Origin of the sequence: Actinacidiphila acidipaludis, from assembly GCF_019890725.1 — a bacterium.
Taxonomy (GTDB): Bacteria; Actinomycetota; Actinomycetes; order Streptomycetales; family Streptomycetaceae; genus Actinacidiphila; species Actinacidiphila acidipaludis.
The window spans coordinates 45,548-59,631 of sequence record NZ_JAINZZ010000008.1 but is presented as its reverse complement, the minus strand read 5'-3'; the positions used below and the strand labels follow the sequence as shown (position 1 = coordinate 59,631).

General features: G+C 73.7%; 14 protein-coding genes and 1 pseudogene. 8 read left to right on the top strand and 7 right to left on the bottom strand.

The annotated features are described in order from the left end of the window. Positions 1–217 precede the first annotated feature (217 nt). Positions 218–595 carry a nuclear transport factor 2 family protein gene (locus K7862_RS09705; RefSeq protein ID WP_222962051.1) on the top strand — a complete coding sequence of 126 codons (378 nt, stop codon included), beginning with the start codon at positions 218–220 and terminating at the stop codon, positions 593–595. 105 nt (positions 596–700) lie between these two features. Here the strand turns inward: K7862_RS09705 and K7862_RS09700 are convergent, their stop codons facing one another. The 3 genes from K7862_RS09700 to K7862_RS09690 all read right to left on the bottom strand — a co-directional run bounded on the left by K7862_RS09700 (position 701) and on the right by K7862_RS09690 (position 3,120). After that, the gene (locus K7862_RS09700; protein ID WP_308011921.1) at positions 701–1,810 is read right to left on the bottom strand and encodes a phosphatidylinositol-specific phospholipase C domain-containing protein; all 1,110 of its coding nucleotides are present in this window, start codon (positions 1,808–1,810) and stop codon (positions 701–703) included. A gap of 192 nt (positions 1,811–2,002) precedes the next feature. Continuing rightward, a complete protein-coding gene (locus K7862_RS09695; protein ID WP_262412909.1) occupies positions 2,003–2,302 on the bottom strand; it encodes an AzlD domain-containing protein in 300 nt (99 codons plus the stop codon). 8 nt (positions 2,303–2,310) lie between these two features. After that, on the bottom strand, positions 2,311–3,120 hold the full coding sequence (locus K7862_RS09690; protein WP_222962174.1) for an AzlC family ABC transporter permease: 810 nt from the start codon (positions 3,118–3,120) through the stop codon (positions 2,311–2,313). 115 nt (positions 3,121–3,235) lie between these two features. Here K7862_RS09690 and K7862_RS09685 point away from each other — a divergent pair, with 115 nt between their 5' ends. The 6 genes and pseudogenes from K7862_RS09685 to alc all read left to right on the top strand — a co-directional run bounded on the left by K7862_RS09685 (position 3,236) and on the right by alc (position 8,454). After that, positions 3,236–3,871, top strand: coding sequence for a helix-turn-helix domain-containing protein (locus tag K7862_RS09685; protein ID WP_222962048.1), 636 nt, complete (start codon positions 3,236–3,238; stop codon positions 3,869–3,871). Between the two features lie 12 nt (positions 3,872–3,883). Next, positions 3,884–4,714, top strand: a complete 831-nt coding sequence (locus tag K7862_RS09680) for a crotonase/enoyl-CoA hydratase family protein (RefSeq protein WP_222962047.1) — start codon at positions 3,884–3,886, stop codon at positions 4,712–4,714. 158 nt (positions 4,715–4,872) lie between these two features. Next, entirely contained in the window at positions 4,873–5,388 is a 516-nt protein-coding gene (locus tag K7862_RS09675; RefSeq protein ID WP_222962046.1) for an AAA family ATPase, read from the top strand. A 266-nt stretch (positions 5,389–5,654) separates the two neighbouring features. Continuing rightward, positions 5,655–6,164: pseudogene (locus K7862_RS09670) on the top strand (helix-turn-helix transcriptional regulator); the annotation flags it as partial. 86 nt (positions 6,165–6,250) lie between these two features. Beyond that, positions 6,251–7,174 carry a LysR family transcriptional regulator gene (locus K7862_RS09665; protein ID WP_222962044.1) on the top strand — a complete coding sequence of 308 codons (924 nt, stop codon included), beginning with the start codon at positions 6,251–6,253 and terminating at the stop codon, positions 7,172–7,174. 131 nt (positions 7,175–7,305) lie between these two features. Next, positions 7,306–8,454: an allantoicase gene (gene alc / locus K7862_RS09660; protein ID WP_222962173.1), complete on the top strand. Its 1,149-nt coding sequence runs from the start codon at positions 7,306–7,308 to the stop codon at positions 8,452–8,454. A gap of 39 nt (positions 8,455–8,493) precedes the next feature. On the opposite strand, the gene K7862_RS09655 is transcribed toward alc, so the two are convergent. Genes K7862_RS09655 through K7862_RS09645 form a run of 3 tightly spaced genes read right to left on the bottom strand, consistent with a single transcriptional unit; the run spans position 8,494 to position 10,490 of the window. Beyond that, positions 8,494–8,931, bottom strand: coding sequence for an ankyrin repeat domain-containing protein (locus K7862_RS09655; RefSeq protein WP_222962043.1), 438 nt, complete (start codon positions 8,929–8,931; stop codon positions 8,494–8,496). Between the two features lie 9 nt (positions 8,932–8,940). Beyond that, entirely contained in the window at positions 8,941–9,678 is a 738-nt protein-coding gene (locus K7862_RS09650; protein WP_222962042.1) for a hypothetical protein, read from the bottom strand. A gap of 32 nt (positions 9,679–9,710) precedes the next feature. Next, positions 9,711–10,490 carry a maleylpyruvate isomerase family mycothiol-dependent enzyme gene (locus tag K7862_RS09645; RefSeq protein ID WP_222962041.1) on the bottom strand — a complete coding sequence of 260 codons (780 nt, stop codon included), beginning with the start codon at positions 10,488–10,490 and terminating at the stop codon, positions 9,711–9,713. Between the two features lie 235 nt (positions 10,491–10,725). Here K7862_RS09645 and K7862_RS09640 point away from each other — a divergent pair, with 235 nt between their 5' ends. Then, on the top strand, positions 10,726–12,822 hold the full coding sequence (locus K7862_RS09640) for a DUF5107 domain-containing protein (protein WP_262412908.1): 2,097 nt from the start codon (positions 10,726–10,728) through the stop codon (positions 12,820–12,822). Positions 12,823–13,019: 197 nt separating this feature from the next. Here the strand turns inward: K7862_RS09640 and K7862_RS09635 are convergent, their stop codons facing one another. Then, on the bottom strand, positions 13,020–13,991 hold the full coding sequence (locus K7862_RS09635; RefSeq protein WP_222962040.1) for a ketopantoate reductase family protein: 972 nt from the start codon (positions 13,989–13,991) through the stop codon (positions 13,020–13,022). Positions 13,992–14,084 lie beyond the last annotated feature (93 nt).

Below are 14,084 nucleotides of genomic sequence, written 5' to 3'. Positions count from 1 at the left end.
GGCCGCGCCGCCTTGGGGGGCGCCACGCCCTGTCGTGAGCCGGGCCGCCCGGGTGCGCGTCGTTCCGCGTCGCCGCCGGCCGCTCGGCGCGTGCGGCCGCCCGCCTTACTCCCGCGGGAGTACCGCCGGGGCATACCGCCGGGCGATGCCCTCGGCGCGGGGGCGCGGGACCCTTGCGGGAGACACGCCACCGGCATCCGCGACGGAGGGACCAGGCATGATCACGCACCCGCAGGAACTCGCGGACTTCCCGAGGCGCTGGGCCGACGCCGAGCGCCGCGGCGACGTCGAGGCGCTGCGGCAGTTGCTCACCGACGACTTCACCGCCGTCGGCCCGCTCGGCTTCGTCCTGGACAAGCAGCGCTGGCTCGACCGCTACGCCTCGGGCGCTCTTGTCCACGACGACTTCGCGTGGTCCGAGGTGACGGTCCGCCGGTACGGCGGCGCGGCCGTCGCCGTCGGGGTGCAGGGGCAGCAGAGCGTCTACGAAGGACGCGACCTGGACGGCCACTTCCGCGTCACGCAGACCATCGTCGAGGAGGACGGCCGCTGGAAGCTGGCGGCCGTGCACCTCAGCCCGACCGGGGCGCGCTGAGGTCGTCCCCCGTCCCGGGTGGGGCCGACATGCCGGTGCCCGCGGTCGGCATCCCCACCGACCGCGGGCACCGGACGATCCGGACGTCCCGTCCGGGGCCGCGGCTCAGCCGCGCGGCACCACCATGGACTGGACCGGGGACAGGCCGCGCCAGTCGTTGGACGCCACCGTCGCGTGAGCCTTGGCCAGTTGGGCGACCCGGGCCTGCGCGTCGGCCACCGACGGGTTGGTGTCGTCGAGGGCCGGCGGGACGTTCTGCGCGTCTGTCATGAACAGCAGGTAGTGGTGCGTGTCGTACCAGCTGGTGTCGATGCTGCCGTTGAGGTACGTGGCCGCATCGCCGTCGAACGCCACGAACCACGGCCGCAGCGAGGTGTCGGAGTAGCGCGAACGTGGGTCACCCGCCTGGGCGTTGTGCACGGAGGGGAAGATGTTCGCCTGCGCGGTCTTGCCCTGGCTGTGCAGGTCGCGCAGATAGCCGGCGTACTCCTGGTCGGTCCACAGCGAGTCCGTGGGGTTGGACTCCTCGACCGTGCCCGGGATGACCTCCAGGATCACCTTCCCGGCGAGCTGCGCGCGCGTGGGCCAGTTGCCCGCGGTGGCGGCCTCGTCGAGCGTGGCGTACTGGCCGCCCCCGGGCTTGTTGAGCAGGTCGTTCGGCTTGAAGACCAGGCTGCCCAGGTGCGCGCTGATGGACTGGTCGAGCTTGGCCGCGCTCATGCCGAACGTCGCCTGGAAGCCCGCCTTCATCTCCAGCTTGATGAACAGCGGTCCGTGGCCCGGGTGGGCGCCGAGCCACACCCGCACGTCGTCCAGGCAGCTCTCCAGGTCCTTGTTCGCGCCGCCGGTGTACAGCTGCGACGGGGACGACGCGTTGACGCAGTTGTTGCTGTTGCCCGTCGGGTTGGAGTGGCTGACCTTCCATTCCTGGGTGAAGAAGTCGTCCCAGACGTCGAGTTCGATCATCGACGTGCCCGTGTCCAGCCCCTGGGCGAGGTAGGTGAACGAGGCGGGGTCGTAGGTGTTGTGCAGGCCGGAAGTGGTCGCTCCGGACAGCGGCAGCGCGTCACCGTCGGCAGCGGAGGCGCCGACGCCTCCGGGCCCTGCCACGGTGAACGCCAGGCACGCGGTGAGCGTCCCGAGCAGCGCGGTGCGCAGGGCGGCGCGCGAACGCGGCGGGGTGCGCCGGATCAGACGGGTCGACGGACCGGTCACGTGTCCTCCTGTGGGGGGTCGATCTCCGTCAGGACGGTGACGTCCGCTCATGAATCGACGGAGACATGACACGTAACACGATCTGGAATCCTTCTGTCACCTCCACTTCGCGCCTCAATTCGACATGAAGTCACGGGAGTTGAGTGGACGCGGATTCTGCCGGGCCCGGCGAGCGGATGGCTCGCGGAGGTGTCAGGGGACGGCGAGGAGGCGGAGACCCGCCGTCGTGGCGGCCGCGGCGACCACCACCAGGGCGAACGGGGCCCGCCGCCAGGCGAGCAGCGCGCCGACGGCGACGCCGGCCGGCCGAGCCGGCCCCGTGAAGTGGTGACCGTCCATGAGGCCGGACGTGGCGACCAGCGCGGCGAGCAGCACGACCACGGCCGTGCCCATCAGCCGCTCCAGCCGCGGCGACAGCCGGACCCGCGCTTTCAGCAGAGGCCCGGCGAGCCGGAACCCGTAGGTGCCCGCGCCCAGGACCACCGATGCCATCGCCAGCCTCATCGTGTCGCCTCCCGCTTCCGCGTCGGTCCGTGGTCGTGGTCGTGGTTCCGGTCCTCACCCCGGTGCCGGCTCGGGTCCTGGTCCCGGTGCCGGCTCTGGCCCGAGTCCCGTTGCCGGCCCGGTTCCTGGCGCGCGTCGCCTCCGTGCCGCGCGACGGCGAGTCCGCCCAGGGCCAGGAGCACCGGCACGCCCGCGGGCAGCCACGGCGCTGCGATCAGCGCCACCGCGACCCCGGCCGCGGCGGCCTTCCGGGTCGTCACGTCCCGCAACGACGGCAGCAGCAACGCCACCAGCACGGCGGGGAACGCGGCGTCGAGCCCGAACGCGTCGGTGTTCCCGACGGCCCGACCGCCGAACGCGCCCGCGAGGACGCCCAGGTTCCAGGCGGCGAACAGCCCCGCGCCGCACCCCCAGTAGGCGAGGCGCCGCCGCCGCGGTTCGTCCTGCGCCAGGGTGAAGGCCACCGTCTCGTCGACCATCAGGTGGCTGCCGGCCAGCCGTCGCAGCCATCCCGTTCCGAGGACGTCGCCGACCGCGAAGCCGAAGGGGAGATGGCGGGCGTTGACCAGCAGTCCGGCGGCCACCGCGGCCACCGGACTGCCGCCGGCGCCCACGATCCCGATGAACAGGAACTGCGCCGCGCCGGCGAAGACCACCAGGGACATCAGGACCGGCAGCCAGAGCGGGAGCCCGAGGCCCACCGCGATCGCGCCGAACGACACGCCGACCAGCGCGTCGGCCACGCAGACCAGGGCGATGTCCCGGGCCAGGCCCGGGTTCACCAGGGTTCGCCATATCGAACGCATCACCCTTTAGAATGAACACAAGCTCGGTCGTTCGTCAAACCGTACGGCTGGCTTGTTTCAGCGAACGCAGGTTCCAGTGAACGCAGGTTTCAGTGAACGCAGCCGGAGGGCGGCCATGGCCGAAGAACGAGGCACGGACACCGGGGGCGGTGCGACCGGCGGTGCCGCGGGGGCGGTCCGACGCGCCGCGGGCGGGCAGAGCGGTGGCGCGCCCCTCGCCACCATCGCCGCCTCCCTGCAGCGCGAACGCCGCCGCGTCGGTCTCTCCCTCGCCGAGACCGCCCGCCGTGCCGGCATCGCCAAGTCCACGCTGTCCCAACTGGAGTCCGGCACGGGCAACCCGAGCGTCGAGACCCTGTGGGCGCTGAGCGTCACCCTCGATGTGCCGTTCGCGCAGCTCGTCGACCCGCCGCGGCCGCGCGTGCAGGTCGTCCGGGCCGGTGAGGGCCTCACCTTCAGCGCCGAGCGGTCGGACTACGTGGCCACGCTGCTCGCCTCCTGCCCGCCGCACGCGCGCCGCGACATCTACGTGGTGTCGGCCCAGCCCGGATCGGCCCGCGAGTCCGAGCCGCACATGCCCGGCCTGATCGAACACGTGATCCTCAGCGCCGGCCGGGCCGAAGTCGGCCTCATCGACGACCCGGTGGAGCTGCTGCCCGGCGACTACGTCTCGTACCCCGGCGACATGGCGCACGTCTTCCGCGCGCTGGAACCCGACACGGTCGCCGTCCTGCTGTCCGAACACCACTGAGGGGAACGGGACATGACGGATCACGACGAGCGGCGGCCCGGTGCGGGACGACACGGCCGCCGGCCGCCCCCGGCCGTGCGCACCGAACGCGCGGGCGCCGTCAGCACGGTCGTCCTGTCGCGCCCCACCGCGCGCAACGCCGTCGACGGCCCCACGGCGTCCCGACTGGCCGACGCCTTCCGCGACTTCGACGCGGACGAGCGCGCTTCGGTCGCGGTGCTGTGGGGCGAAGGAGGCACATTCTGCGCGGGCGCCGACCTCAAGGCCATCGGCACCGACCGCGGCAACGCGGTGACGGACCACGGCGACGGCCCGATGGGCCCGACCAGGATGCGGCTCGGCAAGCCGGTGATCGCCGCGATCTCCGGTCACGCGGTGGCGGGCGGGCTGGAGTTGGCGCTGTGGTGCGATCTGCGCGTCGCGGAGGAGGACGCGGTCCTCGGCGTCTTCTGCCGGCGCTGGGGCGTTCCGCTCATCGACGGCGGCACCGTCCGCCTGCCCCGGCTCATCGGCGCGGGACGCGCCATGGACCTGGTGCTCACCGGTCGCCCGGTGGGAGCGGACGAGGCCCTGGCCATCGGCCTGGTCGACCGCGTGGTGCCGGTGGGGGAGGGGCGGGCGGCAGCCGAGCTCCTGGCCGCGGAGATCGCCGCGTTCCCGCAGACCTGCCTCCGGCGGGACCGGCTCTCGCTGCTCGAACAGGAGGGCCGGTCGGAACGGGACGCGCTCGCTGTCGAGTTGGCGCACGGCCGGATCTCGCTGACCGAGGCGACGGAGGGCGCGGCCCGCTTCGCGGCGGGGGAGGGGCGGCACGGCAGCTTCGGCGCGGCTCCCGGCGGCTGAGTGCCCGGCGCTCCTGACGGCTGAGGAGCCACGACGAGTTCGGGGGGCGGCGGTTCGTCGGCGACCCAGCCGGTCCCGGCGACCCCGGCGACCTTCGAAGACCCCCGACGACTGTCTGGACGGCCTCCGGGGGCCCGGGCGCCGGTAGGGTCGCCCGCATGATCGTGTGGCTGAACGGAACCTTCGGCGGCGGGAAGACCACCACGTCACGGCACCTCGTCACGCTGCTGCCCGGTGCCCGGATCTTCGACTCGGAGAACGTGGGGTACATGCTGCGGCCGGTCCTCAGCGATGTCACCGCCCGGGACTTCCAGGACCATCCGCCGTGGCGGGCCCTGGTCGTGGCGACCGCCGCACAGATCCTGGACTACGTCGGCGGCACGCTCGTCGTGCCGCAGACCGTGCTGGTCCGGCCGTACTGGCGGGAGTTGGCGGCCGGATTCGACGCGGCCGGCATCCCCGTACGCCACTTCGTGCTGCACGCCGACGCGGCGGCGCTGACCCGCCGGATCGAGGCGGACACGGTCGAGACCGCCGCCCGGCAGTGGCGGCTCGACCACATCGCCGACTACGAGGCCGCCCTGCCCTGGCTGCGCGAGGAGGGCGAGATCGTCCCCACCGAAGGCGCGTCGCCGGCCGAAGTGGCCCGGCGCATCGCCGAGTCGGTGGCGTAGGCGATGCGGCCCGCTGAGCTTCACGGCACTCAGCGTGCGTCGACCGGGGCCGGCCCGGCCGTTCAGGCCGCGCCCGAGGCGCGGGCCGAGACGCGCATGGCCCAGGCCAGGCAGCCGAGCGCGGCCGTGCTGGTCAGCGTACGGGCCACCGTCCAATGCACCCAGGTCCTCTCGAACTTCTCCCGCACGGCGGCCAGATCATGGATCCGGGCCGGATCCCCGACGTTCGCCAACCGGTCGTTGAGCGGCACGTTCAGGCCCATGCGCTCGTCCTGCCCGGCGGCTCCTGGGACAGCCCGCTGCCCGGCCTGCTGGCCGGCGAGATCCACCGCGAGGCGCCCGGCCAGGACGTCGTGCTCGACTGGCTGCTGGACCTGCTGCTGATCGCGGTGCTGCGCGAGTGGTTCTCCCGGCCGGGCGCGGACGGCCCGTCGTGGTTCGCGGCGCAGAGCGACCCGGTGGTGGGCCCCGCCCTGCGCCTGCTGCAGGAGACGCCGGCGCACCCCTGGACCGTTGCCGAACTCGCCGCCGGAACGGGCGTGTCACGGGCGGCGCTGAGCCGCAGGTTCACCGATCTCGTCGGCGAACCGCCGATGGCCTACCTCACGAGCTGGCGCCTGACGCTCGCGGCGGATCTGCTGCGCGAGCCCGACGCGACCGTCGCCGCGGTGGCCCGCCGCGTCGGCTACGGCAGCCCGTTCGCCCTCAGCGCCGCGTTCAAGCGGGTACGCGGGATCAGCCCGCAGCAGCACCGCGAGACGATCGCCGCCTCCTGACGGCGTGATCGCGGAGCTCGCCGGGAGACGTCGGGATGTGCGCGGTGCCGGTACACGATCGACCCGGGAGTGTTTAGGCTGCCTGCATGAAAGAGTGGGACCTGAGGAAGCTGCAGATCCTCCGCGCACTGCACGACACCGGCACGGTGACGGCCGCAGCCGCCGCCCTGCGCATGACGCCCTCGGCCGTCTCGCAGCAGCTCGCCGCGCTGTCCAAGCAGATAGGGGCTCCGGTCATCGAGGCGCGCGGGCGCGGCGTGCGGCTCACCGGGGCCGCCCACGTCCTCCTCCGGCACGCCGAAGTCGTGTTCGCGCAGCTCGAACGGGCCGGGGCGGAACTCGACGGATACGCTCGCGGGGACGCAGGCCTGGTCCGGATCGGCACGATCGCGACCGCGATCAGCCGCCTGGTCGTGCCCGCCGTCGAGCTGCTGCGCACCTCCGCGCCGGGCATCACGCTGTCGGTGCGGGAGGCCGAGGCGGCCGAGGTGTACGAGGACCTGGCCGCGGGCGAGGTGGACCTGGCGGTGTCGCTGGCCGTCGACGCGCCCTCCGCCCGCGACCCGCGCTTCGTGGTGTCTCCGCTGCTCACGGACCCGCTCGACGTCGCGCTGCCGGCCGGGCACCCGCTCGCCGGGGTGCCCGGGCTGCGGCTGGCCAGGCTCGCCGAGGAGCCCTGGATCTTCGGCAGCCGCGGCCCCTGGCGGGAGATCACCCTGGCCGCCTGCGCCGACGCCGGGTTCGTGCCCGAGCAGGCGCACGCCGCGGCGGACTGGCCCGCCATCTTCTCGCTGGTCGCCGCCGGGATGGGCATCGCGCTGGTGCCGAGGATGGCGTTCTCCGGCGGGCTGCGCTCCTCCGTCGCGGTCCGGCCGCTGGACGCGGACCGGCCGCGGCGGCGCATCGTGGGCGCGGTGCGGGGCGGGGCCGAGGACGCGCCGCTGCTGCGGCGGACCATGGCGGCGCTGCGGCAGGCAGCGGAGCTGGACCCCACCGTCAAGTTCAACTGAAGAGTCGGTTCAGTAAGTTTCGATGGACGTGAAGGGTCGGGGTCGTCGAGAGTGGAGCCATGAGACGAGACGACGCTGACGACGAGAAGGGCGGCCCGGGTGCCGCCGAGGGGGACACGACAGGGGGCGACATGACCATCGGCGATCAACCCGCGCAGACAGCTGGGAGCTTCACCGCGCTGACCGACTTCACCGGGGACGCACTGCCCTACGGCGGCGGCAACCCCTACGCGGACTACCGCCGCGCCCGACTCCCGTTCGCCGGGCTGGCCCACCTGACCGACCGCCGGCTGGGAGCGGGGATCATCGCGGCCAATGACGAGTTCTTCGCCGAGCGCGAGAACCTGCTGCTGCCGGGACCTGCGGTCTTCGACCCTGAACACTTCGGGCACAAGGGCAAGATCATGGACGGCTGGGAGACGCGCCGCCGGCGTGGCGTCTCCGCCGAGGTGCCGCATCCCGACATCGCCGACCACGACTGGGCGCTGATACGGCTCGGAACGCCCGGCGTGGTCCGGGGGATCGTGGTCGACACCGCCCACTTCCGCGGCAACTACCCGCAGGCGGTGTCGGTCGAGGCGACCGCGCACTCACTCTCCGCCGCGCCGGAGGACCTGCTCGACTCCGACGTGGAGTGGACCGAACTCGTCCCCCGCACACCGGTCGGCGGACACGCGGAGAACGCCTTCGCCGTCCATGTCGAGCGGCGCTTCACTCATCTCAGGCTGCGCCAGCATCCGGACGGCGGAGTCGCGCGGCTGCGGGTGTACGGCGACGTGGCGCCCGACCCGGGCTGGCTCACCGAACTCGACACCTTCGACCTGGTCGCACTGGAGAACGGCGGCGTGGTCGAGGACGCCTCGGACCGCTTCTACTCCCCGCCCGAGCACACGATCCTGCCCGGCCGGTCGCAGAAGATGGACGACGGCTGGGAGACCCGCAGGCGCCGGGACGCCGGCAACGACTGGATCCGTTACCGGCTCGTGGAGCAGGGCGTCATACGTGCCGTCGAGATCGACACGGCCTGCCTCAAGGGCAACGCGGCCGGTTGGGCCTCGCTGTCCGTCCGTGACGGCGCCGAGGGGGAGTGGACCACACTCATACCCCGGGTGCGGCTGCAGCCGGACAGCGTCCACCGCTTCCTGGTCAACCCGATACCGTCCACGCACGTCCGGATCGACATCTTCCCCGACGGAGGGATCTCCCGGCTACGGCTGTTCGGCTCGCTGACCAAGAACGGGCTGGCCCGGCTGACCGAACACACCGAGGCGGTCAGCTGAGGGGCTGCTCCGACCCGGCGCCGGGCGTGAGGCTGTTCCTCACTGGGCGCCGAAGAGCTTGAGCAGCTCGTCCTTCCCGAACATGCGGGCGGTCTCGATCGCGGAGGGGGCGCCCGCGGCCGGGTCGGCGCCGCTCTCGACCAGCGCGTCGATCACGTCACGGGCGTCCTTGAACACCGCGCCGGCCAGCGGGGTCTGACCGCGGTCATTCTGCCGGTCGGCCTCCGCGCCGCGGTGGAGCAGCGCCCGGACCGTCTCGGCGTGGCCGTGGTAGGCGGCGAGCATCAGGAGGGTGTCGCCGCGGTCGTTGCAGAGGTCGGCCGGCACCCCTGCGTCGACGTAGGCCGCGAGCCGGTCGGTGTCCCCGTGGCGGGCCAGCTCGAAGGCCTGAGCGGCGAGCTGCAGGACCTCCGGGTCGTGGGCCGGCTCGTCGGTCGGCCCGCCGCTGGCGTCGGGGTCAGGCGTGTGCTCGGTCATGGAGCCACCCTACGCAGGGCAGCGTCCCTTGAAGAAGGAGATCACGATGTGCTGCACGGCCGCGTCGCCGACCTTGACGTCCACCGGGACGCACGCCCGGCCGTCCCCGGCGACGAAGAAGCCGCCCGAGAAGGTGGTGGTCGCCGCGGGGCAGCTGTGGAAGGTGACGGAGGGCGCGGGAGTGGTTCCGTAGCCGCCGCCGTACTCCAGGCCGGCCCGGGCGCGTTGCTCGGGGCCGATGGTGACGGTGACCACCGCGCCCGCATCGAGGTCGGGGAAGATGCGGTAGTGCCAGCCGCCGGAGTTCTGTATCCCGTGGGCGTGCTGGTCGCCCGTCTCCAGCCCGCGCAGGCCCCGCCACACCAGAGGTCCGACGCGGACATCGGCGGCCCCCTGGCCGCCGGGACCGGCTGACGACGGCGAGGCGCTGGATCGGGGAGAGGCAGGTCGGGAGGACGTGCCCGCCGGTGCTCCCTGGGCCGAGCCTGCGGCGGGGGTGGCGCCCGCGTCGGACGCCGCGCCCGAGGCCGGCGGCGAGCCCTGGTGTCGCGGGCCGACGGCGGAGGTCATGCCGTCGATGCACTCCACTGGGCGGGGATGCTCGATGCTGCCCACCGGCGGTGGCTGGGAGACCGTCACCTCCGGGGCCGGAGCGGAGTCGTCCGTGTGGCTGCCGAACGAGCAGCCGCCGAGCAGCGCCAACGCCCCGCACAGGGCGCCTGTCGTGAGCAGTACCCGTCCTGACATGGGCATCACCCCTTCGTCAGGACGGTACGTCTTCAACCGAGCGGGGGCCAGACCACCAACTGCCGTACCAGCTCGGCATCGCCGGTCACCCGCAGCGGACCGTCGTCCCAAGGGGCCCTGCGGTACAGGCCGAGAAGGAGGTCGCCGGCGGAACCGGAGATGGTCGCCCCGACCGTCGGACCCCCGTCCGGGCCGCCGCGCACGGCGGAGGCGCCGGTCTCGTCGAGGATCAGGGTCCAGGCCGGGCCCTCCTCGCTGACCAGCCGGACCCGGGCCGGGGCGTGCGGCCAGCCGTCCATGGAACCGAAGCCCACATGCAGGAACTCGTCCACCGCGTCCACGGCGATCGCGGCCGGCAGGGGTTCGGGAGCGCCTGCCGCCTCCTGGGCGTCCCGCGCGTGCACAGCGGCCTCCTGGACCTGGTGGCGGGCCACCGAGCCGGCCGTCGCCGGGGTGCCGGAGTCCGCCCACCACGTCCAGCAGGACACGTCGGGGCCCGCGGCCTTGAGGGCGTCGAGCAGCAGCAGCGTGGACGCCACCGACCACTCCAGCAGGTCGCCTGCGGGCGCGTCGCCTTGTCCGCCCACGTCGACGGGCGGACGCAGCGCCGGCCCCGCCGCCACCGTCGCCGCCCAGAACCTTTGCACCTGGCCCAGATGCGCCACCAGGTCCGGCACGGTCCAGTCCGGGCAGCCAGGGATCCGGGCCTTCGGATCGGCCGCCTCGGCTGCCGTCCGCAGCGCGGCGGACCGCTCCTCGATCAGCTCCAGCCGGTCCCCGAAGGACGGTTCGGGGAAGCGCGAAGTCGTCATGGCGTCCGTTGTAGCAGTGACCGCCGACAACAGCCGCCGGCCTGGGCCGACCTGCTGCCCGGAACGTCCCGCCGGTCACCGCCGGGCCGGGCCCCGGGCCCGGAAAAGCGGCCGTTTCCTCGGCCTTTGCCCAACCCTGACCCCGGGGGGCCCTGGTCAGTCGGCGCCGGACCATGTTCCATGGTCACCGTAACGGCCGACCGATTCGAAGCGGCCGCGGGCAAGAGAGGTGGCCTTGGCTACGACAGCAACGACCGTGCGGCGCATCACGGTGACCCTTCCCGCCGTTTCCCTCGGCCCGGAGAACCCGCTGCCCGCCCTGCGTCCTCTCGACGAGGTGCACCAGGTCGACGCCGGTGACCGCGACCGGCTGCCGGCCGACATGGCACGGCAGATCGGGTACGCGCCGCTGCGTTCGGTCCTGCCGGTCCGGCTGCGGGACGGCTACGGCCGCGACCGCGCACCGGCCGGGCTCGACGCGATAGCCATCGAGAACGACCGGGTCCGCGCGGTCGTGCTGCCCGGCCTGGGCGGCCGCCTGTACTCCCTCGTCCACAAGCCCACCGGGCGCGAACTGCTCTACCGCAACCCCGTGTTCCAGCCGGCCAACTTCGCACTGGCCGACGCCTGGTTCTCCGGAGGCGTCGAGTGGAACCTCGGCGCGACCGGCCACTGCGCCCACACCTGCGCGCCGCTGCACGCCGCCCGCCTCCCCGCCCCCGACGGCGGAGAGATGCTCCGTCTGTGGGAGTGGGAGCGACTGCGCGACCTGCCGTTCCAGATCGACATGTGGCTGCCGGCCGAGTCGGACTTCCTGTACGTCGGCGTCCGGGTCCGCAACCCGCACGACCGCACGGTGCCCGCCTACTGGTGGTCGAACATGGCGGTGCCGGAGACCGAGGACACCCGCGTCCTGGCCCCGGCCGACGCGGCCTACCACTTCGACTACACCCGCGCCCTGTCCCGCGTCCCGGTGCCCACGCCCCGGGGAGCGGGCACCACGGACATCACGTACACCACCCGGTCCCAGCATGCCGCGGACTACTTCTTCGACATCGAGGGCGACGACCGGCGCTGGATCGCCGCGCTCGACGGCGAGGGCCGGGGCCTGGTGCAGACCTCCACCGACGTGCTGCGCGGCCGCAAGCTGTTCCTGTGGGGCAGCGACCGCGGCGGCCGGCGCTGGCAGGAGTGGCTCACCGAGCCCGGCACCGGCGGCTACCTGGAGATCCAGGCCGGACTGGCCCGCACCCAGCTCGAACACATCCCGATGGCCCCCGACTCCGACTTCTCCTGGCTGGAGGCGTACGGACCGCTCGCCGCCGACCCCGCGCTGGTCCACGGCGACGACTGGGCGGCGGCCCGGGCCGAGACGGCGGGACGCCTGCAGGCCGCCCTGCCGCGGGAGACGGTCGACGCCGCCTACGCCGCCTGGCTGGAGCACGCCGACACCGAGCCCAAGGACATCCTCTGCACCGGGTCGGGCTGGGGCGCCCTGGAGACCGAACGCGGCACCGGCGACCTGCCCGGCACACCGTTCCCCGCCGCCACGCTCGGCGATGCCCAGAAACCCTGGCTGGAACTGCTGCTGGCCGGGGTCTTCCCCCGGCCCGTCGCGGACGCGCCGCCCGGCCCGGCACTGGTCGCGCCCCAGTGGCGGGACCTGCTGGAGTCCGCCGACACCTACCCCGGCAACGAGTGGTTCCTGGACTACTACCTCGGCGTCTCCCAGTGGGCGGCCGGTGACCGGGCCCAGGCCGTGCGCAGCTGGGAGCGGTCCGTCGAGGCGCACGGCTCGCCCTGGGCGCTGCGTGCCCTGGCCGTCGCCGAGGCCGTCGCGGGCCAGCCGCAGCAGGCGGCCGACCGCTACCTCGCGGCCTGCGCGAGCCTGCGCGAACAGACCCCGGCGGCCGCCGCGGAGCCGGGACCGGCGCAGGACGCGGCCAGAACCGTCCAGCGGGCCCTGCTGCTGGAGGCCGTGCCCGCGCTGCTCGACGCGGACCGCGCCGCCGAGGCGGAGCAGCTCCTGGACGAGCCGGCTGCGGGCGGCTCGACCCCGCTCGAGGGCGGCCGCGTCCAACTGCTGCGCGCCCAGGCCGCGCTGGCCCGCGGTGACGCCGAACGGGCGCGGGCGATCTTCGACGCGGGCTTCACCGTGGAGAACCTCCGCGAGGGCGACGAGACGCTCAGCGACACCTGGCACGCCATCGCCGAGGCCCTGGTCGCGGCCGGCGCGCCCGTCGACGACGCCATCCGCATCGAGGCCCGCGCAGCCCACCCGCTCCCGGCCGCCTACGACTTCCGCATGCGCCCGGACGCGTCGACGAGCTGAGGTTCAGGGAACAGCCGTTGATCCCGCCCCCGGGCCACCGCTCGGGGGCGGGTTTTTTGCGTAGACGGGCTGCGCGACGGAGCCGTGCCGTACTGCCTGTGGGCCGAACCATGTGTGCGTGCCGGATCCGAGTGCCGCGGCCGCGATGCCGTCCGCACAGTGCCCTATAGCGAGGGCGGAGAGTGGACCGGGCGCCTCTATGCGCCCATCAGCGCGGCCAGTTCGTCCGCGGACAGGGACCCCGGCTTCCGGTGCTCGCGGGCGAAGCGGTTCGCCATGCGCTGGAGTGCGGTGTTGACCGGTGTCGGCACTCCCACGGTGCGGCCCAGCAGCGCGATCTCGCCGTTCAGGTAGTCCGCCTCGATCGTGCCCGTGCCCCGCATCAGGCTCTGCCAGGAGGAACCGCCGCCGCGCTCCTCGCCCTTGACCGGCAGGAGCCGCATCCGGTCACCGCGCACCCGGGCGTACTCCTCGGCGCTGACCCAGGAGATGGCGGCCGCCGCCAGCACCGCCCGGCCCTCCGCCCGTGCCCGGGCGGTCAGTTCCTCCGCGGACGCCTCCTCCTCGGCGCCGCACACGGCCTCCGCCGCGTTGCCGAGGTTCGCGAGCAGCTTGGCGTACTTCCACGCCATCACCTCGTCGCTGACCGGCGCCGCGAAGCCCGAGGTCTCCAGGTCGGCGGCGATCCGCCGAGCGACGTCGTCCGCGCCGGACGGCGCCCTGCCCAGGTGGAGGATGCCGGTCAGCGGAGCGCACGGGGCCCGCACCACACCCGGCTCCAGGTGCGAGGACGGCAGCCACACGCACATGCCGTAGACGTCCCGGAAGCGGCGCAGCGCCATCCGCTCGTTGTCGACGCCGTTCTGCGCGCACACCACAGGAACGTCCTCGCCGTAGGCGGCCCAGGCGGCGAGCGCGGCCGCGGTGTCCTGGGTCTTCACCGACAGCACCAGCACGTCGTCGGGGCGCGGCGTCAGCTCCTCCGGACCAGCGGCCACCGGCACGGTCAACGACAGCGCCCGGTCGGGGAGTTCGACGCGCAGTCCGTGTTCCCGCAGCGCCTCGGCGTTCGCCCCGCGTGCCACGAGCACAACCTCGTGCCCGGCGTCGAAGAGCCGTCCGCCGATCGTCCCGCCGACCGCGCCGGCGCCGATGATGAGGTATCGCATACCCGCAGCCTCGCACACGGCCCGCACCGCGCCCTCCCCGACGGCCGCCGGAGGAAAACCACTGGCAGGCCGCGTCGGTGAGCCGACACAGTG